This window comes from Cellulomonas sp. NEAU-ZC6, assembly GCF_056844425.1.
In genome coordinates, this window is sequence record NZ_JBXFYH010000003.1 from 231,924 (window position 1) to 252,559 (window position 20,636).

Here is a 20,636-nt window from a genome sequence, read left to right on the forward strand (position 1 = left end):
AGCGTGGCGGGACCGACGACCCCAGGAGGTCCGCATGCTCCCCACCCCGACCCGCGCCCGCGCCGAGGCGCCGCCCGCCCGGGCGTTCGACGACGACCTGGCCGCCCGGCTGCTGCACCAGCGCATCGTCGTGCTGGGCCAGGAGGTCGACGACGCCGTCGCCAACCGGGTCTGCGCGCAGCTGCTGCTGCTGTCCGCCGAGGACCCGCGCCGCGACATCGCGCTCTACATCAACTCGCCGGGCGGCTCGGTGAGCGCCGCGTTCGCGATGTACGACACCATGCGGCTGATCCCGAACGACGTGGCCACGCTGGCGATGGGGCTCGCGGCGAGCGCCGGCCAGTTCCTGCTCAGCGCGGGCACGCCGGGCAAGCGGAACGTGATGGCGCACGCGCGGGTGCTGATGCACCAGCCGTCGGGCGGCATCGGCGGCACGGCGGTCGACATCGCGATCCAGGCGGAGAACCTGGCGCACACCAAGCGCACCATGCAGGCGCTGATCGCCGAGCACACCGGGCAGCGGGTCGAGACCATCGAGCGCGACTCCGACCGGGACCGGTGGTTCACGGCGCAGGAGGCGCTCGTCTACGGGTTCGTCGACCGGGTCGTCGAGCACCTGGACGACGTGCGCCCCGACGCGGCGCAGCGGCGGGCGGGCCTGTGATGGCCGGCCAGTACACGGTGCCCGTCGTGGTCGAGCAGCGGCCGAACGGCGAGCGCGCCTCGGACGTGTTCTCCCGGCTGCTGAGCGACCGGATCATCTTCATCGGCACCGAGATCGACGACGGCGTCGCGAACGTCGTCATCGCGCAGCTGCTGCACCTGCAGTCCGAGAACCCGGACCAGCCGATCCACCTGTACATCAACTCGCCCGGCGGCTCCGTGACGGCGCTGCTCGCCATCTACGACACCATGCGGTACGTCCGGCCCGACGTCGCGACGTTCTGCCTGGGTCAGGCGGCGTCGGCCGCGGCGGTGCTGCTCGCGGCGGGCACCCCCGGGCAGCGGCACGTGCTGGAGCACGCGCGGGTGCTGCTGCACCAGCCGTCGGGCGGCGGCCAGGGCACCGCGGCGGACCTGGAGCTGCAGGCCGCCGAGATCCTGCGGCTGCGGGCGCAGGTGGAGGAGGTCCTCGCGGCGCACACGGGCCGCTCGGTCGAGCAGCTGCGCACCGACACCGACCGGGACCGCGTCCTGACCGCCCAGCAAGCGGTGGCCTACGGCATCGCGGACACGGTGGTGACGACGATCAAGCAGCCGCCCGGCACCGGCTCGGGCCACCTCGCGGCCTGAGGGAGACCGGTCAGGCCGCCAGGCGGACGGAGCCGGGGGCCGGCGGGGCCGGGTGCAGCGGGGTGACCGACGCCAGGTCCCGCCGGTCCGGCCGGTCGGCCGCCGGACCCGTCGCGGCGGCCAGGTCCAGCACGACCCGGCCCTGCTGCCGGGCGAGGCGCGCGTGCGCCTCGCCCACCAGGTCGACCAGCCCCAGCCCGAGTGCGCGGCACACGGCGCCCAGGACCTCGGAGGACGCCTCCTTGCGGCCGCGCTCCACCTCGGACAGGTACGGCACGGAGACGCGGGCGTCCTCGGCGACGTCCCGCAGGGTGCGGCCCTGGCGCTCGCGGTGCCCGCGCAGGATGGCGCCGACCAGCACGCGCAGCGGCGGCTCGGGCCGGGCGGGCGGGGTGCGGCGCGCCGTGGGCGCTGCGGGGGCGACGGGCGGCTGCGGCATCGGGGACCTCCTCGGGTCCTCGCCACGGTAGCCCCGCCGCCCGCACCGGCGCGGCCGCACCGTTCTGCCGTGAGCAGACGCCGAGGACGGCGGGGTGCGGGACGCCGTCGCCCGCGCCGTCACGCGGGTCGCGGGGCTCGACGCGCGCTGAGGCCCGCCGGTGGCCAGGATGGACGTATGCGGGGGCGAGCCGAGGGTGGTTGGTGGGGGGTGGTGATCGACGCCCCGGAGCCGTGCGCGCTGGCGTCGTTCTACGCCGAGGTGCTCGGCTGGCAGGTGGTCGGCGACGACCCGGAGCACGCGGTGGTCGCCGCACCGGCGGGCGTCGCGTACCTCGCCATCCAGCGCAACCCGGACTTCGTGCCGCCGGTGTGGCCGCCGGAGGACGGGCGGCAGCAGATGATGCTGCACCTGGACGTCGAGGTGGTCGAGCTAGACGACGCGGTGGCGGACGCGGTCCGGCTCGGCGCGCGCGTGGCGCCGGACCAGCAGGAGCAGCCGTCGCTCCGCGTGATGCTGGACCCGGCCGGTCACCCGTTCTGCCTGTACCGCGACGGTTGAGGCGGCCTCGGCGGTCGCGTCCGCGTACTGTCGGCGCGTGAGATCACCGTGGTTCCGTCGCGTGACCGCCGGCAGTGCGACCGGTGCGCTGGCGCGCGAGGTGGACTGGGCAGCGACGCCGCTGGGCGTGCCGAGCACCTGGCCGACGGCGCTGCGGGTCAGCGTCGAGATGTGCTTCGCGACCCGGTTCCCGGTGCTCGTCGCCTGGGGTCCGGAGCTCACGATGATCTACAACGACGGCTACCGGGACTGCCTCGGCTCCGACAAGCACCCGGCGGCGATGGGTGCCCCCATCGCCGACGTGTGGAAGGAGATCTGGGACGACATCGCGCCGTCGGTCGAGCAGGTGATGGTGCGGGGCGAACCCACCTGGGTGGTCGACCAGTACCTCGCGATGCGCCGCTCGGGGTACGACGAGGAGACCTACTTCACCTACTCGTACTCGCCGATCCGGGACGCCACCGACGCGGTGCTCGGTCTGCTGGACATCGCGACCGAGACCACCGAGCGCGTGGTCGAGCGGCGGCGGATGCAGCTGCTCGGGGAGCTCTCCGTGCGGCTGACGGGCGCCCACGGCGACCTGGGGGCGATCGGGCGCACGACGGTCGACCTGCTGGGCGGGTCGCCGGACGTGGTGCGGGCCGAGCTGTCCCTGCGGGGCGACGCCGGGCTCGTCGTGAGCACCGCCGCGTCCGGCGTGCCGGTCGTCCCCGCCGAGGTCGTCGACCGCGTGCTGCGGACCGCGGCGCCCGAGGAGCGCGACCGGACGCTCGTGCTGCCGCTGATGGCGGCCGGCGACGCCGTGCCCGCCGGGACGATCACGCTCACCGCCGGCTCCCACCGGCCGTGGGACGACGCCTACCGGTCGTTCCTCCGGCTGGTCGGCTCGGCCGTGGGCGAGGCCGTCAGCGGCACGCTCCGGCACGTCCGCGAGGTCGACCACCTGCGCGTCGTCAGCGACACCCTGCAGGCGGCGATCGTGCCGCAGGGCTCCAGCGTCGCGGGCGTCGTCGCCCGCTACCTCCCCGCCGTGGGGGACCTCGCCGTCGGCGGCGACTGGTACGACCTGATCGAGCTCGGCCCGGGTCGCCGGGCACTCGTCGTCGGCGACTGCGTCGGCCACGGCCTCGACGCGGCCGCCCGGATGGGCCAGCTCCGCGCGGCGGGCCGCGCGCTCCTGCTGGAGGACCGCAGCCCCGCCGCGGTCCTCGCCGGGCTGGACCGGTTCGCGCGGACGCTGCCGGGCGCCGAGTGCACCACCGTGTTCTGCGGCGTCGTCGACGAGGTCGACCACACGCTGACCTACGCCACCGCGGGCCACCTGCCACCGGTGCTGCGCCGGGCCGGCGGCGGCGCCGAGCTGCTGACCGGGGCCCGGGGCGCGGCGCTCGCGGTCGGCAGCTCCGACCGCCCCGAGGGCGTCGAGCGGCTGGCCGACGGCGACCTGCTCGTCGTGTGCACCGACGGGCTCATCGAACGGCGCCACGAGTCGCTGCTGGTGGGCCTGCAGCGCCTGACCGCCGTGGTCGCCGCGCAGCCCGAGGGCGCGCGTGCCGCGTCGGTGGCGGACGACGTGCTGCGCCAGCTCGCCCCGCACGGTGCCGACGACGACGTGGCGCTGGTCGTCTACCGCGCCGGGGTCCCGGACGCGGACGCCTGAGGCGCCGGGCGGCTCAGCCGCCGCCCGCGCCCTCGACGAAGCCCCAGAACGCGGGCTTCGCCTGCAGGTCGTCGTCGAACAGCAGCGGCGCCTCGAACGGGCGCTCCTCGGGCCAGGCCCGCAGCCAGGACCGGGTGTCGTACAGCCCCCACACGCTGACGAACGCGAGGTCGCGCGCCGTGAACGCGGCCATCAGCGCGCGCACCTGGTCGCCCTGCCGCTCGACGCGGTCCTGCGGGGTGGACTCGAGCCGCTCGTCCTCGTCGGACAGCGCGACGTCGAGCTCCGTCACCGCCTGCCGGAAGCCCAGCGCCGCCACCGCGTCCAGCGTGGTCGCCACCCGGTCGACGTCGGTGTCGACGTCGACGTGCATCTGGTGCCCCACCGCGTCGACCGGCGCGCCCTCCGCCTGCAGGTCCATCAGCAGCCGCACCAGCTGGCGCCGGCGGTCGGGTGCGTCGGTGTCGTAGTCGTTGAGGTACAGCGTCACGTCCGGGCCGAGCACCTCGCGGGCGACGCGGAACGACTCGCCGACGTAGCCGGGGCCGAGCACCTCGTACCACCGGCTGTGCCGGAGGCCGTCCGCCTGCTCCGGGTCCAGCGCCTCGTTGACCGCGTCCCACGACGTCACCGGGTTCGCGTCGCCGTACCGCTCGGCCAGGTGGTCCGCGACGGCCTGCGTGTGGGCGCGCAGCCGGTCCAGCAGCAGAGCCCGGTCCTCGGGGCTGCTGGTCAGCGGCCGGCCGTCGGCCGCCTCGAAGAACCACTCCGGGGTGGACCGGTGCCAGACCAGGGTGTGCCCGTGCACGGTGAGCCCGTGCGCCACGGCGAAGTCGAGCACCTCGTCCATCGGGCCGAAGTCGAACTCGCCCTCGACCGGCTGCACGGTGATCGGCTTCATCGCGTTCTCGGCCGTGATCTGGTCGAAGTGCCGCAGGAGCAGGTCCGCGGGCCGGCCCGTCAGGTCCTGCGGCCCCGCGGCGACACCCACCGGCGCCGCCGACACGTCCTTGAGGGCCGGCACGTCGGTCTGCACCTCCGGGGTGGGGCGCTGCACCGTGACGTCGTCCACCCGCAGGTCCGCGAGCGACTCCGGCGTCTCGACGTACAGCCGCCACTCGCCGTCGCCCTCGGGGACCTCGGCGGTGCCGCCCAGCTGCACCCACTCCCCGGAGGTCGCGGCGCCGCGGGCGACGTGCACGTACAGCGGGTCGGCGCCGCCGGGGTCGCGCTCCAGGGTCAGCTGGACGTCGGCGTCCTCGGCGCCGTCGCCGAGCCGCACCCACGCCGACAGGGTGTGCACCTGGCCGCGGGACACGGCACCGGACAGGTCGACCGCCGCGCCGTGCCACGGCTCCTGCCGGCCGCGCACCAGCAGGCTGCCGGCACCGGCGTGGGTGACGTCCTGCGCGGCCGCCACCTCGACCCCCTCGCCGAGCGGCGTCCAGCCCTCGTCGCCCTCGTCGAACCCGCTGGACAGCACGGTCGTCATCGCCTCGGCGGGCGGCGTGCTGACCGACGCCGACGGGGCCGGTGCGGGGGCGTCGTCGTCGCGGGACACCAGGACCAGGACCGCGACCAGCACGAGGACCAGGACGAGGGCTCCGGCGCCGATCAGGGCAGCGGGTCGGCGCACGCGGGAGTTCCTTCGGTCGGGCGTCGGGGGAGAGGCGGATCGGGTGAGGCGGCACCACGGTAGGCACGCGGGGAGTGCCAGGGCCAGCCCGAGGCACGTCCGACCGCGGTGACGTGCCCCACCGCCCACCGGTTCTCGCCGCGCCCACCGATCTCCCGGCCGGCGGCGCGAGAATCCGTGGGCGATGCGGGCGCGTGGCCGGGTGACGCGGGTGCGCGGGGGGTCCTCCCGGGCGCGCGGACGCGCCGGGCTCCCTACGCTGGGGGCCGTGCGGGCCATGACGTGGAACGTGTGGTGGCGCTTCGGGGGCGCGTGGCGGGAGCGGGAGGCCGCCGTCCTCGGCGTGCTCGCCGACGTCCGCCCCGACGTGCTGGCGCTGGTGGAGACGTGGCGCGACGGCGACGTCACGCAGGCGGACGTGGTCGCGGCGCACCTGGGGCTGCCGTCGGCGGTGTTCGTGCCGACCGGCCTGCCGCCGGTGCCCGAGGACGACGACGACCCCGACCTGTCCGGCGTCGAGATGGGCGTCGCGCTGGTGTCCCGGTGGCCGCCGCTGGCGACCCGCACGGTGCCGCTGCCCGCGTCCCAGCGCCCCGGCCCGCCCGCGCACGCGCTGGTGGCGACCCTGGACCACCCCGCCGGCCCCCTGCACGTGCTGGTCGCGACGCTGGAGTGGGAGCCGCGCTACGACGAGGACCGCATGGCGCAGGCCTGGGCGCTGGCCGACCTCGCCGCCGACGCGGACCTGGACGGCGACCTGCCGGTCCTGGTGCTCGGGGACCTGAACGCGACGCCGACCGGCCCGCAGCTCGCGGCGCTCACCCGGCAGCTCACCGACCTGTGGCCCGCGGGCGGCGGCGACCCCGCCGCGGTGACGCTGAGCTCGCGGGTCCCCGAGGCGCCGCTGGAGGCGACCGAGCTGATCGACCAGCGGATCGACCACGTGCTGGCGAGGCCGGGCCGGCCCGGCCTCCCCGGCGCCGCCGTCCGCGCGAGCGGGGCCCGCCTGGCCGGTGACCGGCCCGTGGCGGGCCGGTACCCGTCGGACCACTTCGCGGTGGTCGTCGACGTGGAGCTGACCTCGTGAGGCGCGCGGCCGCCCTGGTCGCGGCGCTCGCGGTCGGCACCGGCCTGGCGGCGTGCGGCCCGGCGGACGCACCCGTGCCCTCGCCGGGCGGCAGCCCGGTCGCCGCCCCCACGGCGTCGCCGGACCCGGTGGAGCTCGCGGACGGGCGGCGCCCGGCGGCCGGGGCCGGCCCGGTCGTCGCCCCGGAGGCGGCCTGGGCGGACCACGACGCGGTCGCGGCGGACGCCTACGCGCTCGGGTACACCGGCTCCGTCGCGCCGATCTCGGCGGAGCTCGCCGCCCGGATGGCGCCCTCGTGGCGGGCGGGCTGCCCGGTGCCGCTCGCGGACCTGCGGTACGTCACGGTGACGTACCGGGACTTCGACGGGGCGGTGGCGACCGGCGAGCTCGTGGTGCACGCCGACGTCGCGGACGGCGTGGTCGCGGTGTTCGGCGAGCTGTTCGCGCTCGGCTACCCGATCCGCTCGATGCGCCTGGTCGACGACTTCGGCGGCAGCGACGACGCCTCCATGGCGGCGGACAACACCTCGGCCTTCAACTGCCGGCCGATCAGCCGGGGCACGGGCTGGTCCGAGCACGCGTACGGCCGGGCGATCGACCTGAACCCGGTGGAGAACCCGTACGTGCGCGGGTCGCTGGTCCTGCCGCCGGAGGGCGAGCCGTACGCGGCCCGCCCGGACGCGCCCGGGGTGGTGCACGCCGGTGACGCGGTGGTGCGTGCCTTCGCGGCGCACGGCTGGCAGTGGGGCGGGTCCTGGACGTCGCCCGTCGACTACCAGCACTTCTCCACGACGGGACGCTGAGGGGGACCTCGGTCCCTGGCGTGTCCGACGTCCGGAGGCGCATGGTGGAGGCGATCGGCGTCGAGCCGGGAGGTGCAGGGACATGGACGACACCGTGGTCGTCGGGTACGACACGTCGCCGGAGTCCGCGGCAGCGGTCCGGTGGGCCGCGACGCAGGCCGCGGCCCGGGGCTGGGCCCTCGAGGTGGTGCACGTCTGGGGGTTCGCGGGCCGCGACGGCGGCGGGGCGGGGGAGACCTGGCTCGGGCGCCAGGTGCAGGCGCAGGTGCTGGAGGTGGCCGCGGAGGGCGCGGCCCTCGCCCGGGAGGCCGTCCCGGAGGTCGGCGTCCGCGCCCTCGTGCTGCACGGCCCGCCCGCCCGGGTGCTCGCCGAGCGCGGCGACGGGGTGCGGATGGTCGTCATGGGCCGGCGGGGGGCCGGCGGGGGACGGGCGTCGTTGCTCGGCTCGGTCGCGACCGGCGTGCTGCACCGCGCGCGGTGCCCCGTGGCCGTCGTCCCCGTCGGCGCGCGCCCGGGGACGGGCCGGGAGCCGGTCCTGGTCGGGTTCGACGGATCGCCGGGGTCGTTCGGCGCGCTCGAGGCGGCGTGCGACCAGGCCCGGCGGCTGGGCACCGACGTCCTGGTGGTCACCGCGTGGACGTCCGCGGTGGAGGTGGCCAGCCCGCGGTACTGGGCGACCACCTACCCGGTGCGCTCGCCGGGGGAGGTCGCGCTGGACGAGGCCGAGCGGGTGGCGGACCGGGCGCGGTCCTGGGCGTCGGCGCAGCAGGACGTCACGGTGACCTGCGACGTCGCGGAGGGCCGGGCGGCGCAGGTGCTGCAGCGCCGCTCGCACCACGCGGGCCTCGTCGTCGTCGGCACCCGGGGTCGCGGCGGGTTCGCCAGCCTGGTCCTCGGGTCGACCAGCCGTGCGGTCGCCCAGCACGCCGAGTGCCCGGTGCTGGTGACCCGCGGGGCCGACGCGGTCCCGGCGGGCGCCTCGGCCCAGCCGGAGCGCACCACCGCGGGCACCTGAGGCGCGGGGCAGGTCGGGCGGCGGGTCAGGCGCGCGGGGCTCCCGTGCTGGCGCGCACCACCAGCCGCGTGGGGACGACGATCCGCGTGTCCGTCAGGGTCTCGCGGCCGCGGATCTGCCGGAGCAGCAGGTCGACCAGCCGGTCGCCGATGTGGTGGAAGTCCTGCTGCACCGTGGTCAGCGGCGGCCACAGGAACTCGGTCAGCGGGATGTCGTCGAACCCGACCACGGAGATGTCCTCGGGCACCCGGCGGCCCTCCTCGTGCAGCGCGCGCACCAGCCCCGCCGCCATCTCGTCGTTCGCGCAGAACACCGCCGTCACGTCCGGGTCCGCCGCCAGGACGCGGCCCTGCTCGTAGCCCGAGCGCGCGGACCAGTCGCCGCGCAGCACCGCGGGGACGTCCCGGCCGGAGCCGACCAGGTGCTCGCGCCAGGTGTCGACGCGGATCTCGGCGGGCGCGGAGTCGACCGGGCCGGCCAGGTGGTGCACGGTGCGGTGGCCGAGGTCCAGCAGGTGCTGCACCGCGAGGTGGGTGCCGGTGACCTGATCGGCGCCGACGGCCGGGTGGTGGCCGACGAACCGCGAGTCCGAGACGACGACCGGCATCCGCGGCGGCAGCGCGAGGCTCGCCGGGGTGGCGGTCTCGGCCCGGATGATCACCAGCCCGTCGATCGACTGGTGCGACAGCCGCTGCGCGGCCTCGGCCATCTCGTCCGAGCTGGGGGTCTGCACGTCGACCAGGCTGACCGTGTAGCCCTCGGCGCGGGCGGCCTCGACGACGGCCTCGACCGTGCGGGACTCGCCGGTGCGGGCCAGGCGGTGCGCGATCAGGCCGATGGTGCCGAAGCTGCCGTACCGCAGGGCGCGCGCGGCGTGGTTGGGGGAGTACCCGAGCCGGTCCATGGCGGCCAGGACCCGCTCGCGGGTCTCCGGGCGCACGTTCTCCGCGCCGGTCGAGACCCGGGAGACCGTCTGGGACGACACGCCCGCCAGCTGGGCGACGTCCGCGATGGACGGACCCGAGCGGCTGCGGCCGGGTGCCGGGACGGTGTCGGTCATGCGCCGAGGATAGCGCCATGGTGACGTCACCATCGCGGCGGTCGGGACCGGTCGGCGAGGCGGTCGGGCCCGGGTGAACCGTGCTGCCCGCTCGGCAGGCCGTCCGACCGCTCCGACGCCCTCACCCGCAGCATCGTGCGGATGGTGACGTCGCCATCGTGTGTGCGCACCGGCTCCGGACAGGTTTGACACGATCCCGACCGCGTGGGAACGTTGCGTCCGCGCCGCCGGATGTTGACGTGAACATCGGCTGGCGCCTGACCCCGAAGGAGTGGCTCGCTGTGACGACGCAGAACGTCCCCGTGCCCGTGGTGGCGACCCGAGGCGTCCCCGCCCGCAAGCCCGTGCGGCGCGGCCGGTGGACCGGCTGGGGGTTCGTCGGCCCGTTCATGGCCGTCTTCGCCCTCGTGTTCCTGGCCCCGATCGTCTACTCGATCTACCTGAGCCTGTTCCGCAAGCAGCTGGTGGGCGGCAACTCGTTCGTCGGGTTCGAGAACTACTCGCGGGCGTTCTCCGACCCGCAGTTCTGGGAGTCCGTCGGCCGGGTCGGCGCGTTCCTCGTCGTGCAGGTGCCGATCATGCTCGGCCTCGCCCTGCTGGTCGCGCTGGCGATCGACAGCGGCCGGCTCTACGGCACGAGCTTCTTCCGGATCTCGATCTTCCTGCCCTACGCCGTGCCGGCCGTGGTCGCCGCCCTCATGTGGGGCTTCATGTACGGCACCCGGTTCGGCCTGGTCGGCAACATCAACGACGCGCTCGGGGTGCAGCTGCCCAACCCGCTGTCCCCGGACCTGGTGCTCGCCTCGATCGGCAACATCGTCACCTGGAGCTTCGTCGGCTACAACATGCTGATCTTCTACTCGGCGCTGCGCACCATCCCGGGCTCGCTGTACGAGGCGGCGGAGCTGGACGGCGCCAGCCAGTGGCAGGTCATCCGCGCCATCAAGATCCCCGCGATCCGCGGCGGCCTGGTCATCGCGACGATCTTCTCGATCATCGGCAGCTTCCAGCTGTTCAACGAGCCGAGCATCCTGCAGAGCCTGGCGCCGAACGCGATCACCACGTACTTCACCCCGAACCTGTACGCCTACTCGCTGTCCTTCTCCGGCCAGCAGTACAACTACTCGGCGACCATCGCGATCATCATGGGCCTCATCACCATGGTCATCGCCTACGTCGTCCAGCTGCGCGGCATGCGCAAGGAGGCGTGACGCGATGACCACCACCACCACCCCGACCACGAGCGCGCCCGCACGCCGCACGGCGAGCGCCCCGCGCCTGCGGTCCCGCAAGGCCTACAGCTCGGACAAGCCGCGGCGCAGCGTCCTGCTGACGGTGCTCACGGCGATCATCGGCCTGTACAGCCTGATCCCGCTGGCGTGGCTGCTCATCAACGCGAGCAAGACGCAGTCGGACCTGTTCGACTCGTTCGGCCTGTGGTTCAGCGGTGACTTCGCGCTGTTCTCCAACATCGCGGACACGCTGACGTACGACGACGGCATCTTCGTCCGCTGGCTCGGCAACACGCTGCTCTACGTGGTCGTCGGCGCCGGCGGGGCGACCCTGCTCGCCGTCCTCGGCGGCTACGGGCTGGCCAAGTTCACGTTCCCCGGCAAGAAGGCGGTGTTCGCCACCGTCATCGGCGCCGTGGCCGTGCCCGGCACCGCGCTCGCCGTCCCGACGTTCCTCATGTTCAGCCAGATGGGCCTGACCAACACGCCGTGGTCGGTCATCATCCCGTCGCTGATCTCGCCGTTCGGCCTCTACCTGATGTGGACCTTCGCCGCCGAGGCGATCCCCACCGAGCTGATGGAGGCCGCCCGGATGGACGGCGCGAACGAGGCGCGGACGTTCGCCCAGATCTGCCTGCCGCTGCTGGCCCCCGGCATCGTCACGGTGCTGCTGTTCACGATGGTCGCGACCTGGAACAACTACTTCCTGCCGCTGATCATGCTGAAGAACCCCGACTGGTACCCGCTGACGCTCGGCCTGAACGCCTGGAACGCGCAGGCCGCCACGGCGGGCGGGCAGGCGATCTTCAACCTCGTGCTGACCGGCGCGCTGCTCACGATCATCCCGCTGATCGTCGCGTTCCTGCTGCTGCAGCGGTTCTGGCAGTCCGGCCTGTCCGCGGGCTCCGTCAAGGAGTGACCCGCACCCCCACACGCTCTACGGCATCTGACGACGAAGTGAGAGGACCTCGCATGACCACCACCCACCGCACCCTCTGGCGCGGCATCGCCACCGCCGGCGTGCTCGCCCTGGGCCTCACGGCCTGCTCCTCCGGCGGCGGCTCCGGCTCCGGCTCGGACGACGCGGCCGCCGAGGGCGGCTCCCTGACCGTCTGGGCCTGGGACAACACGGTCGAGCCGATCGCCGACGCCTACATGGAGGAGAACCCGGAGGTCACGATCGACGTCGTGAACGCCGGCACCAACACCGACCAGTACACGGCGCTGCAGAACGCCGTCGCGGCGGGCTCCGGCGTCCCGGACCTGGCCCAGATCGAGTACTACGCGGTCCCGCAGTTCGCCATCGGCGAGGCGCTGGCCGACCTGTCCGAGTTCGGCGCGGCCGACCTGGACGGCACCTACAGCCCCGGCCCGTGGTCCGCCGTCCAGCAGGGCGAGGGCGTCTACGGCCTGCCGATGGACTCCGGCCCGATGGCGCTGTTCTACAACACCACGGTGTTCGAGAAGTACGGCGTCGAGGTCCCCACGACCTGGGACGAGTACCTCGAGGCCGCGCGGGCCCTGCACGCCGCGGACCCGAACGTCTACATCACCAACGACACCGGCGACGCCGGCTTCGCGACGTCGATGATCTGGCAGGCCGGCGGCCAGCCGTACCAGGTCGACGGCACGGACGTCACGGTCGACTTCTCCGACGAGGGCTCGACCAAGTTCGCCGAGATGTGGCAGCAGCTCATCGACGAGGACCTGATCGCCCCGACCTCGTCCTGGAGCGACGAGTGGTACCAGGGCCTCGGCAACGGCACCCTCGCCACGCTGACCATCGGCGCCTGGATGCCGGGCAACCTCGAGGCGAGCGTGACCCAGGCCGCGGGCCAGTGGCGCGTCGCCCCGATGCCGCAGTGGGAGGAGGGCGCCAGCGCGTCGTCCGAGAACGGCGGCAGCGCGATGTCGATCACGTCCGCCAGCCCCCACAAGGAGCTCGCGTACGACTTCCTCACGTACCTGTCGAACGGTGACGGCACCCAGATCCGCATCGACGCCGGCGGCTTCCCCGCCACGACGGCCGACCTCGAGTCCGACGAGTTCCTGAACAAGGAGTCGGAGTACTTCGGCGGCCAGAAGATCAACGAGGTGCTGTCGCAGTCCGCGGCGGACGTCGTCGAGGGCTGGCAGTACCTGCCGTTCCAGGTCTACGCCAACAGCGTCTTCAACGACACCGTCGGCCAGGCGTACGTCGGCGGCACCACGCTGACCGAGGGCCTGGAGGCCTGGCAGGAGCAGTCCATCAGCTACGGCAACGAGCAGGGCTTCACCACCGACTGAGCGCCGCCGCACGACCAGGGCCGGCGGCGGGGAGCACCCCGCCGCCGGCCCGTCCTGAACCACGAGACCCCGGGGGACCACCCAGCCATGCCCACGTTCGAGATCGGCGAGCACGACTTCCTGCTCGACGGCCGCCCGCACCAGGTGATCTCCGGAGCCCTGCACTACTTCCGGGTGCACCCGGACCAGTGGGCGGACCGGATCCGCAAGGCGCGGCTCATGGGGCTCAACACCATCGAGACCTACGTGGCGTGGAACTTCCACGCCCCGGAGCGCGGGCGGTTCGACCTGGACGGCCGGCGCGACCTGGGCCGGTTCCTGGACCTGGTCGCCGCCGAGGGCATGCACGCGATCGTGCGTCCCGGCCCGTACATCTGCGCCGAGTGGGACGGCGGCGGCCTGCCCGGCTGGCTGCTGGCCGACCCCGAGGTCGGCGTCCGCCGGCACGAGCCCCGCTACCTCGCCGCCATCGAGCAGTACTACGACCAGCTGCTGCCGCTGGTCGCCGAGCGCCAGGTCACGCGCGGCGGCTCGGTCGTCGCCGTGCAGGTGGAGAACGAGTACGGCGCCTACGGCGACGACCACGAGTACCTGCGCGCGCTGATCGCGATGGTGCGGGCCCGCGGCATCGACGTGCCGCTGCTCAGCTGCGACCAGGCCGACGACACCATGCAGACCCGCGGCAGCATCCCCGAGCTGCACCGCACGGCGACGTTCGGCTCCCGGTCGACCGAGCGCCTCGCGCTGCTGCGCCGGCACCAGCCCACCGGCCCGCTGATGTGCATGGAGTTCTGGAACGGCTGGTTCGACTCCTGGGGCCTGCACCACCACGTCGCCCCCTCCGAGGCGAACGCGCAGGACCTGGACGACCTGCTCGCCGCGGGCGGCTCCGTGAACCTCTACATGTTCCACGGCGGCACCAACTTCGGCTTCACCAACGGGGCGAACGACAAGGGCACCTACCTGCCCATCACGACGTCCTACGACTACGACGCCCCGCTGGCCGAGCACGGCGCGGTGACGCCCAAGTGGCACGCCATGCGCGAGGTCATCGCCCGGTACGCCCCGGTGCCCGACGAGCTCCCGGCCGACCCGGGACCGGCGCCGGAGCTGACGGTCGACCTGGACCGCCGCGTGCCGTTCGCCGACGCGCTGCCGGTGCTCGGCGAGGCCCGGACCTGGGACCACCTGCCGACGCACGACGAGCTCGCGCACTGGTCGGGCTTCACGGTCTACCGCACGCAGGTGACGGCGACCGACCGCGCCGTGACGTTCGACGAGGTGCGGGACCGCGCCGTCGTCGCGCTGGACGGCGAGCCGGTCGGCGTGCTCAGCCGCACCGAGCACACCCGGACGATCCCGCTGCCGGCCCGCGCCGGGGAGCTCACGCTGCTGGTCGAGGACCAGGGCCGCGTGAACTACGGGCCGCGGATCGGCGAGCCCAAGGGCCTGATCGGACCGGCGCGCACCGCCGACCGCGAGATCACCGCCTGGGAGACGGTCGCCCTGCGCCTGGACGAGGTGGAGCCGGCCCTGGCCGCGCTGCTCGCCGAGGCCGCGCCCGCCGCCGTGGACGCGCCCGTCGCCGGGCCGGTGTTCCTGCACGGGCGGTTCGCCACCGTCGCGGGCGCCGACCACTTCCTGCGCACCGACGGGTTCGGCAAGGGCCTGGTGTGGGTCAACGGGTTCCTGCTCGGCCGGTACTGGAGCGCGGGTCCCACCGCGACGATGTACGTGCCGGGACCGCTGCTGCGCGCCGAGGACAACGAGATCGTCGTCCTCGAGCTGCACGGTGCCGCGCAGGCCCGGGTGACGTTCGCGGCCGGCCCGGACCTCGGGTCCTCCGAGGTCTGAAGTCACCCGCTCGCAGGCCGGGTCCACCCGGTCGGGCACTCAGATGACCTGCGCGGACGCCGATGTGACGACCAGGTGCCCGGCCTGCCGGCCGGGCACGGTCGTCGCGAGAGATCGGGCAGGGACGTGGGAGCCGCAGGGCCGCAGGACACGTGGCAGGACGCCGCCGAGGGTGCCCGGCTGCTGAGCGGCGCGCTCGCCGCCCTGACGCGTGAGGGTGGGTTCGGCCTGGACGGCGTCACCCCGCGCCCGCCGGCCTCGGCCGCCGAGGGCGCGGGCCGCACGCCGGGGCTGCCGCGCCGCCGCCGCAAGGGCGAGAGCACGGCGGAGGACGCCGCCGCGGTGGCCGCCCGCCAGGCGCAGCGGATCCGGCAGCTGCAGAGCCTGATCGAGGCGGCCCCGGTCGGCATCGGCCTGGTCCAGCTGGACGGGCGGACGCCGCTGACCAACGACACGCTGCGCCAGCTGCTCGGGTACTCCACCGAGGAGTTCGCGGCGATGCCGTTCTCGCAGTACACCGCCCCGGAGGACGTCGCCGAGAACGACCGCCTGTTCCGGGCGATGGTCGACGGCGAGAACGACGGCTTCGCGATGGAGAAGCGGTTCGTCCGCAAGGACGGTTCCGTGCTCTGGGTCGACCTGACCGTGTCGCTGGTCCGGGACGCCGACGGGCGGCCCGACTACGCCATCGGGATGGCCCAGGACGTCACGGAGCGCAAGCGGCTGGCCGACGAGCTCCGTGCCGCCGAGCTGCACTACCGGCTGCTGGTCGAGCACGTGCCCGCCGTCGTCTACATCGCCGAGCCCGGCCCGGGCGGGCGCTTCGAGTACGTCAGCCCGCGGCTCGAGTGGATGCTCGGCTACCCCGCGCAGGACTGGCTGGCGGACCCGGCGGCGTGGGCGCGCACCATCCACCCCGCCGACCGCCCGGTGCGGACCCACGAGGAGGCGCTGCGCGCCGGGGTGGCGGACGGGGAGATGCTGCCGTCGATCACCTACCGGCTGCGGCACCGCGACGGCCACGACGTGTGGGTGCGGGACGACGCCGTGCTGCGCCGGGATCGGGACGGGCGCCCGCGGCTGCACGGCGTGCTGCTCGACGTGACGCAGGAGAAGACGCTCGAGGAGCGGCTCGCGCACATGGTGGACCACGACGCCCTGACGGGGCTGGTCAACCGCGCGCACTTCCACCGGCTGGTGGACGAGGCCCTGGCCGGCGGCCGGCTCGGGACGCGGCGCAGCGTCGCGGTGCTGTACGTCGACCTGGACGACTTCAAGGCGGTGAACGACAGCTTCGGCCACGCGGTGGGCGACCGGGTGCTGGTGGCGGTCGCGGAGCGCCTGCGGTCCCTGGTGCCGCCCGGCAGCGCGGTCGCGCGCCTGGGCGGCGACGAGTTCGCGCTGCTGGTCACCGGGACCCCGGCGGCCGTGCGCCGGGCGATCGCCGCGGCGTCGGCGATGGGCGAGGTGACCGTCGACGCGGCGGGGGAGACGGCCCGGGTGCGCGCGAGCGTGGGCGCGACCGTCGCGGACCGGTTCCACACGACGGAGCTGCTGCTGCACGACGCGGACCAGGTGATGTACCGGGCCAAGCTCGGCGGCGACCGGCGGGGCCGCTCGGACCGGCGGACCGGCGAGGAGCGCCGGTCGGGTGCCGACCGTCGCCAGGGTGCCGACCGGCGGCAGGGCGGTGACCGCCGCTCCGCCGGCGACCGGCGGGCGCAGGGCGAGCGCCGGTCGGGCGACCGCCGCGCCGAGGACTGAGCCCCGGCGCGGCGGCCCCGCCGTCAGGCCGTCGCGCCCACCCTGGCGAGCATGCCGAGCACCACGGCGGCCGAGCGGTCCGCCGCGTCGTCCACGTGGGTGAGGAAGTCGTCCGCGCCCGCGGGCCCGCAGAGGTCCGAGATGCCGCGCACGGCGAGGAACGGCACGCCGTACACGTGCGCCACCTGGGCCAGCGCCGTCGTCTCCATGTCGGTCGACAGCCCGCCGGGGAACTGCTCCCGCACGGGGCCGACCAGGTTCGCGTCCACGAACGCGTCCGAGGACAGCATCTGCCCGGCCCGGACCGTGACGTCGCCGGCGTCCGCGCCGAGCGCCGCGCCGCGCAGACCGGGGTCGCCGGTGTAGGTCGCGGGCATCCCCGGCACCTGCCCCAGCGCGTAGCCGAACGCGCGGGCGTCGGCGTTCGTGTAGACGTGCTCGGTGCCGACCACCACGTCGCCGACGTGCACGCCGGCCTGGACGCCGCCGGCGCTGCCCGCGCTGATCAGCGCCGCGGGCGCCTCGCCGCCGCGCGCCGCGGCCACCAGCACCAGGGCGGCGGAGGCGGCCGAGGCGGCGTTCGCCAGGCCGATGCCGGCGCGCACCAGCAGCACCTCGCGACCACCGACCGTGAGCACGTGGTGCTCCGCGCCGCCGACCGTGCTCGGCGCGCCGACCGAGTCCGCCCGCTCCAGGAACGGGGCGGCCTCGTCCGGCATCGCCACCGAGATCACGACGTCGACCCCTGCCAGCCCGGTCGTGGTCACGCGGTCACCTGGCTCCACCCGGCGCGGTGCGCGAGGAACTCCCTCGCCGCACCCTGGGCGCCCTCGAGCGTGTGGTTGGCGCCCCAGCCGCACTGGGTCTCGTTGGCGGCGGGGACCTCGTCGGCCGTGGTGATGTCCTGCAGCGTCTCCTGGACCAGGGTGTAGACGTCCTCGTCCGCCCACTCGCCCTGCAGGATCAGGTAGAAGCCCGTCTGGCAGCCCATCGGGGAGAAGTCGATCACCCGGTCGCTGTGGTTGCGCGAGTGCTCCGCGAACATGTGCTCGAGCGAGTGCACCACCGGCATCTCCAGGTGCGCCTTGTTCGGCTGCGCGAACCGGATGTCGAACTTGCTGATCACGTCGCCCGCCGGCAGCACCTTCTTGTCCGCGAGCCGGATGTACGGCGCGGCCACGGTCCGGTGGTCGAGGTTGAACGACTCGACGTTCATGCGGGGCTGGTTCACAGGTCTCCTCGGGTGGGTCGGACGAACACGGACCATTGTGCAGCGACGGGGCGGCCGGGGGTATTCCGCGCGGCCGGCCGTGGACGGTCGTGTCGGCGGCCGGGCGTCCCGGGCCGCCGCCGTCAGGCGGGGCGGAACGCGCGGCGGGGGAGCGGGCGGTGCCGGGGCGCGCGGCTCCGGTCGGTGAGCTCCAGCAGCCGGACGACGCGACCGCGGTGCGGCGCCCACGGGGCGAGCACCTCCAGCACCTCCTCCTGCTCGACCTTCCGGCCGGCGATGGCCGTGCCGACCAGGCGGGGCAGGTGCAGGTCGCCGACGGAGACCGCGTCGGCGTCCCCGAGCGCACGGCGGGTGGTCTCCGCCACGGTCCAGACGCCGATGCCGGGCACGGTGCGCAGCCGGCGGCGGATCTCCGCGTCCGCGCCGGGGGCGTCGGGCGCCACCGCGAGCACCTCCTGCAGCCGGCCGGCGACCGCGGCGGCGCGCAGGATCGTGGCCGAGCGCTGGTCGTCCACGCCGGCGCGGCGCCAGTCCCACACCGGGACCTGCCGCCAGCCGAGCGCGTCCGGCGGCACCCGCATGCCGGCGGGCGCGGGTCCGGGCGGCAGGGAGCCGTGCCGCAGCAGCAGCCAGCGCCAGGCGTGGTGCGCGTCGACGGTCACCACCCGCTGCTCGAGCACCGCGGGCACGAGGGCGCCGAGCACGTCGCCCGTGCGCGGGATGCGCAGCCCGCGCAGCCTGCGGTGCGCGGCGGCCAGCGCGAGGTGGCCCACCGGGTCGAAGGTGCGGGGGTCGTCCCGGGCGCCGAGCAGGTCGGGCACGCCGGCCAGCGCCCGCGCCGCCCCGGGGCCCCACGCCGTGGCGGCCACGCCCGCCGCACCGGGACGCAGGTGCAGCGTCGCGGTGCCGTCCGGGGTGCGCAGCGCGAGCCACGCGGTGCCGTCGCGCTCCAGCCGGACGGCGGGGTCGAGGCCCCCGCGGCGGACCAGCCGCAGCGTCAGCCGGACGTCGAGCGGGCCGTCCGGCACGTAGGCGCTGGTGAGCGGCGCGACGTCGTCGTGGGCGGCGTCGCGCGCCGCGTCGGGGGACGGGTCGGGCACCCCACCAGCATGACGGACCCCGCCGACACACCGCGGGTCGGCGGCGTGGGCGGGGTCCGGTGCGGGCGCGGGCTCAGCGCTTGAGGAAGTCCAGCAGCAGCGCGTTCACCTCGGCGCCGTGGGTCCAGAGCATCCCGTGCGGGGCGCCCTCGATCTCGGCGTACTCCGCCTGCGGCAGCGCCGCGTGGAACGGCCGGCCCGTCGCCTCGACGGGCAGGATCCGGTCGGCGGTGCCGTGCACGATCAGCGTGGGGACGTCGATCTTCGGCAGGTCGCCGCGGAAGTCGGTCAGCCACGTCGGCACGACCGCGCTGGAGGCGAACCACGACGCGCCGGCGGCGACGTCCCACGAGTGCCGCAGGGCCTCCTCGGACAGCCGGCCGCCCAGGTTCTCGTCGGTGTTGTAGAAGTCGGCGTAGAAGCTGGTGAAGTAGGCGTAGCGGTCGGCGGTCACGGCGGCGAGGATGCCGTCGAACACGTCCTGGGGGACACCCGTCGGGTTGTCGTCCGTGTGCAGCAGGAACGGCTCGAGCGACGCCAGGAACACCGCCTTGGCGACGCGCTCGGAGCCATAGGTCCCGAGGTAGCGACCGACCTCGCCGGTGCCCATCGAGAAGCCGACGAGCACGGCGTCGCGGACGTCCAGCGTGTCGAGGACGACCTTGAGGTCGGCGGCGAAGGTGTCGTAGTCGTACCCGATGGTCGGCTGGCTCGACTGCCCGAACCCGCGGCGGTCGTACGTGATGACGCGGTAGCCGGCGTCCAGCAGCGCGGCCGACTGCTTCTCCCAGGAGCGCCCGTCCAGCGGGTAGCCGTGGATCAGCACCACGGGCTGGCCGGTGCCGTGGTCCTCGTAGTACAGGTCGATCGAGGTGGTGTTCTCGGTTCCCACGGTGATGAACGGCATCGTGCGCCTTCTCCCTGACGGTGGAGAACGAGCGTTCTCCGCGATGTCGCCTACACTAGAGAACGTTCGTTTTCCGCGCAACCCCCTGGAGGTGGGCCCGATGTCCGTCGCGACGTCCGCTGTCCCGTCGACCGACGACGACCTGCGCGAGCGCGTGCTGGCCGCGGCCGACCGGCTCTACTACCGGCGCGGCATCCAGGCCGTGGGCATGGACGAGCTCCGCACCGAGGCGGGCGTCCCGCTCAAGCGGCTGTACGCGCTGTTCGGCGGCAAGGACGCGATCGTGGCCGAGGTGCTGCGCCGGCGGAGCGCGATGTGGGAGGAGGGGCTGACCGCCGCCGTCGCGGCTGCCCCGACCCCGCGGGAGCGGGTGCTCGCCGTCTACGACCACCTGGCCGGGTGGTTCGGCGAGACCGACTTCCACGGGTGCATCTTCATCAACGCGTTCGGCGAGCTCGGTGGCTGCTCGCCCGAGGTCGCGACGCTGGCGCGGCAGCACAAGGCGACGTTCCAGGCGTACGTCGCCGACCTGGTCGCCGCCGTGGGCGGACCGCCGGCGCTGGCCGCCCAGCTGGCGATCCTCGCGGAGGGCGCGCAGACCACCGCGGCCATCGCCGGCTCCGGGGAGGCCGCCGCCCAGGCCCGGGCCGCGGCGGAGGTCCTGGTCGACGCGGCGGGGGTCCCGCGGACCTGACACCCCCCGCCCGG

Annotated in this window: 20 protein-coding genes; 13 read left to right on the plus strand and 7 right to left on the minus strand. The window is 74.9% G+C overall.

Annotated features, from left to right (window positions below):
• Positions 1-34 precede the first annotated feature (34 nt).
• Both AC1050_RS14680 and AC1050_RS14685 read left to right on the plus strand, forming a co-directional pair.
• A complete protein-coding gene (locus tag AC1050_RS14680) occupies positions 35-664 on the plus strand; it encodes a ClpP family protease (protein ID WP_482388145.1) in 630 nt (209 codons plus the stop codon).
• A complete protein-coding gene (locus tag AC1050_RS14685; protein WP_482388146.1) occupies positions 664-1,293 on the plus strand; it encodes a ClpP family protease in 630 nt (209 codons plus the stop codon). The genes AC1050_RS14680 and AC1050_RS14685 overlap by 1 nt, the downstream gene beginning before the upstream one ends.
• A gap of 10 nt (positions 1,294-1,303) precedes the next feature.
• On the opposite strand, the gene AC1050_RS14690 is transcribed toward AC1050_RS14685, so the two are convergent.
• Positions 1,304-1,732 carry a helix-turn-helix domain-containing protein gene (locus AC1050_RS14690; RefSeq protein WP_482388147.1) on the minus strand — a complete coding sequence of 143 codons (429 nt, stop codon included), beginning with the start codon at positions 1,730-1,732 and terminating at the stop codon, positions 1,304-1,306.
• Positions 1,733-1,909: 177 nt separating this feature from the next.
• Here AC1050_RS14690 and AC1050_RS14695 point away from each other — a divergent pair, with 177 nt between their 5' ends.
• Together AC1050_RS14695 and AC1050_RS14700 are read left to right on the plus strand one after the other, a co-directional pair.
• Positions 1,910-2,293 carry a VOC family protein gene (locus tag AC1050_RS14695; protein ID WP_482388148.1) on the plus strand — a complete coding sequence of 128 codons (384 nt, stop codon included), beginning with the start codon at positions 1,910-1,912 and terminating at the stop codon, positions 2,291-2,293.
• A 61-nt stretch (positions 2,294-2,354) separates the two neighbouring features.
• Positions 2,355-3,953, plus strand: a complete 1,599-nt coding sequence (locus tag AC1050_RS14700; RefSeq protein ID WP_482388149.1) for a PP2C family protein-serine/threonine phosphatase — start codon at positions 2,355-2,357, stop codon at positions 3,951-3,953.
• Between the two features lie 13 nt (positions 3,954-3,966).
• On the opposite strand, the gene AC1050_RS14705 is transcribed toward AC1050_RS14700, so the two are convergent.
• Complete coding sequence (locus tag AC1050_RS14705) at positions 3,967-5,589, minus strand: endo-1,4-beta-xylanase (protein ID WP_482388150.1); 1,623 nt, start codon at positions 5,587-5,589, stop codon at positions 3,967-3,969.
• A 277-nt stretch (positions 5,590-5,866) separates the two neighbouring features.
• On the opposite strand from AC1050_RS14705, the gene AC1050_RS14710 reads away from it, so the two are divergent.
• From AC1050_RS14710 to AC1050_RS14720, 3 genes are all read left to right on the plus strand, one after another.
• Positions 5,867-6,676, plus strand: coding sequence for an endonuclease/exonuclease/phosphatase family protein (locus AC1050_RS14710; protein WP_482388400.1), 810 nt, complete (start codon positions 5,867-5,869; stop codon positions 6,674-6,676).
• The gene (locus AC1050_RS14715) at positions 6,673-7,479 is read left to right on the plus strand and encodes a M15 family metallopeptidase (RefSeq protein ID WP_482388151.1); all 807 of its coding nucleotides are present in this window, start codon (positions 6,673-6,675) and stop codon (positions 7,477-7,479) included. Before AC1050_RS14710 ends, AC1050_RS14715 begins: the two co-directional genes overlap by 4 nt.
• Positions 7,480-7,561: 82 nt before the next feature.
• Positions 7,562-8,494, plus strand: coding sequence for a universal stress protein (locus AC1050_RS14720; RefSeq protein ID WP_482388152.1), 933 nt, complete (start codon positions 7,562-7,564; stop codon positions 8,492-8,494).
• Between the two features lie 25 nt (positions 8,495-8,519).
• Here the strand turns inward: AC1050_RS14720 and AC1050_RS14725 are convergent, their stop codons facing one another.
• Positions 8,520-9,554 (minus strand): LacI family DNA-binding transcriptional regulator, encoded by a 1,035-nt coding sequence (locus AC1050_RS14725; RefSeq protein WP_482388153.1) that lies wholly within the window; start codon positions 9,552-9,554, stop codon positions 8,520-8,522.
• A gap of 302 nt (positions 9,555-9,856) precedes the next feature.
• Here AC1050_RS14725 and AC1050_RS14730 point away from each other — a divergent pair, with 302 nt between their 5' ends.
• The 5 genes from AC1050_RS14730 to AC1050_RS14750 all read left to right on the plus strand — a co-directional run bounded on the left by AC1050_RS14730 (position 9,857) and on the right by AC1050_RS14750 (position 16,690).
• On the plus strand, positions 9,857-10,765 hold the full coding sequence (locus AC1050_RS14730; protein WP_482388401.1) for a carbohydrate ABC transporter permease: 909 nt from the start codon (positions 9,857-9,859) through the stop codon (positions 10,763-10,765).
• 4 nt (positions 10,766-10,769) lie between these two features.
• Positions 10,770-11,705 (plus strand): carbohydrate ABC transporter permease, encoded by a 936-nt coding sequence (locus AC1050_RS14735; protein WP_482388154.1) that lies wholly within the window; start codon positions 10,770-10,772, stop codon positions 11,703-11,705.
• Between the two features lie 53 nt (positions 11,706-11,758).
• Positions 11,759-13,072, plus strand: coding sequence for an ABC transporter substrate-binding protein (locus tag AC1050_RS14740; RefSeq protein ID WP_482388155.1), 1,314 nt, complete (start codon positions 11,759-11,761; stop codon positions 13,070-13,072).
• 87 nt (positions 13,073-13,159) lie between these two features.
• Positions 13,160-14,926 carry a glycoside hydrolase family 35 protein gene (locus tag AC1050_RS14745; protein WP_482388156.1) on the plus strand — a complete coding sequence of 589 codons (1,767 nt, stop codon included), beginning with the start codon at positions 13,160-13,162 and terminating at the stop codon, positions 14,924-14,926.
• Positions 14,927-15,052: 126 nt separating this feature from the next.
• On the plus strand, positions 15,053-16,690 hold the full coding sequence (locus tag AC1050_RS14750) for a PAS domain S-box protein (RefSeq protein ID WP_482388157.1): 1,638 nt from the start codon (positions 15,053-15,055) through the stop codon (positions 16,688-16,690).
• Between the two features lie 23 nt (positions 16,691-16,713).
• Here AC1050_RS14750 and mtnN read toward each other — a convergent pair whose 3' ends face one another.
• The 4 genes from mtnN to AC1050_RS14770 all read right to left on the minus strand — a co-directional run bounded on the left by mtnN (position 16,714) and on the right by AC1050_RS14770 (position 19,928).
• Positions 16,714-17,457 (minus strand): 5'-methylthioadenosine/S-adenosylhomocysteine nucleosidase, encoded by a 744-nt coding sequence (mtnN, locus tag AC1050_RS14755; RefSeq protein ID WP_482388158.1) that lies wholly within the window; start codon positions 17,455-17,457, stop codon positions 16,714-16,716.
• Positions 17,454-17,906, minus strand: coding sequence for an S-ribosylhomocysteine lyase (locus AC1050_RS14760; RefSeq protein ID WP_482388402.1), 453 nt, complete (start codon positions 17,904-17,906; stop codon positions 17,454-17,456). The genes mtnN and AC1050_RS14760 overlap by 4 nt, the downstream gene beginning before the upstream one ends.
• A gap of 137 nt (positions 17,907-18,043) precedes the next feature.
• Positions 18,044-19,021: a DNA-3-methyladenine glycosylase family protein gene (locus AC1050_RS14765; RefSeq protein WP_482388159.1), complete on the minus strand. Its 978-nt coding sequence runs from the start codon at positions 19,019-19,021 to the stop codon at positions 18,044-18,046.
• A 73-nt stretch (positions 19,022-19,094) separates the two neighbouring features.
• Positions 19,095-19,928, minus strand: coding sequence for an alpha/beta fold hydrolase (locus AC1050_RS14770; RefSeq protein WP_482388160.1), 834 nt, complete (start codon positions 19,926-19,928; stop codon positions 19,095-19,097).
• Between the two features lie 100 nt (positions 19,929-20,028).
• Here AC1050_RS14770 and AC1050_RS14775 point away from each other — a divergent pair, with 100 nt between their 5' ends.
• A complete protein-coding gene (locus AC1050_RS14775; RefSeq protein WP_482388161.1) occupies positions 20,029-20,622 on the plus strand; it encodes a TetR/AcrR family transcriptional regulator in 594 nt (197 codons plus the stop codon).
• Positions 20,623-20,636: the final 14 nt, after the last annotated feature.

Coding starts and splice junctions, on each gene's coding strand:
- AC1050_RS14680 (WP_482388145.1), top strand. CDS start 35: ATGCTCCCCACCCCGACCCGCGCCCGCGCCGAGGCGCCGCCCGCCCGG.
- AC1050_RS14685 (WP_482388146.1), top strand. CDS start 664: ATGGCCGGCCAGTACACGGTGCCCGTCGTGGTCGAGCAGCGGCCGAAC.
- AC1050_RS14690 (WP_482388147.1), bottom strand. CDS start 1,732: ATGCCGCAGCCGCCCGTCGCCCCCGCAGCGCCCACGGCGCGCCGCACC.
- AC1050_RS14695 (WP_482388148.1), top strand. CDS start 1,910: ATGCGGGGGCGAGCCGAGGGTGGTTGGTGGGGGGTGGTGATCGACGCC.
- AC1050_RS14710 (WP_482388400.1), top strand. CDS start 5,867: ATGACGTGGAACGTGTGGTGGCGCTTCGGGGGCGCGTGGCGGGAGCGG.
- AC1050_RS14720 (WP_482388152.1), top strand. CDS start 7,562: ATGGACGACACCGTGGTCGTCGGGTACGACACGTCGCCGGAGTCCGCG.
- AC1050_RS14725 (WP_482388153.1), bottom strand. CDS start 9,554: ATGACCGACACCGTCCCGGCACCCGGCCGCAGCCGCTCGGGTCCGTCC.
- AC1050_RS14735 (WP_482388154.1), top strand. CDS start 10,770: ATGACCACCACCACCACCCCGACCACGAGCGCGCCCGCACGCCGCACG.
- AC1050_RS14740 (WP_482388155.1), top strand. CDS start 11,759: ATGACCACCACCCACCGCACCCTCTGGCGCGGCATCGCCACCGCCGGC.
- AC1050_RS14745 (WP_482388156.1), top strand. CDS start 13,160: ATGCCCACGTTCGAGATCGGCGAGCACGACTTCCTGCTCGACGGCCGC.
- AC1050_RS14760 (WP_482388402.1), bottom strand. CDS start 17,906: ATGAACGTCGAGTCGTTCAACCTCGACCACCGGACCGTGGCCGCGCCG.
- AC1050_RS14770 (WP_482388160.1), bottom strand. CDS start 19,928: ATGCCGTTCATCACCGTGGGAACCGAGAACACCACCTCGATCGACCTG.
- AC1050_RS14775 (WP_482388161.1), top strand. CDS start 20,029: ATGTCCGTCGCGACGTCCGCTGTCCCGTCGACCGACGACGACCTGCGC.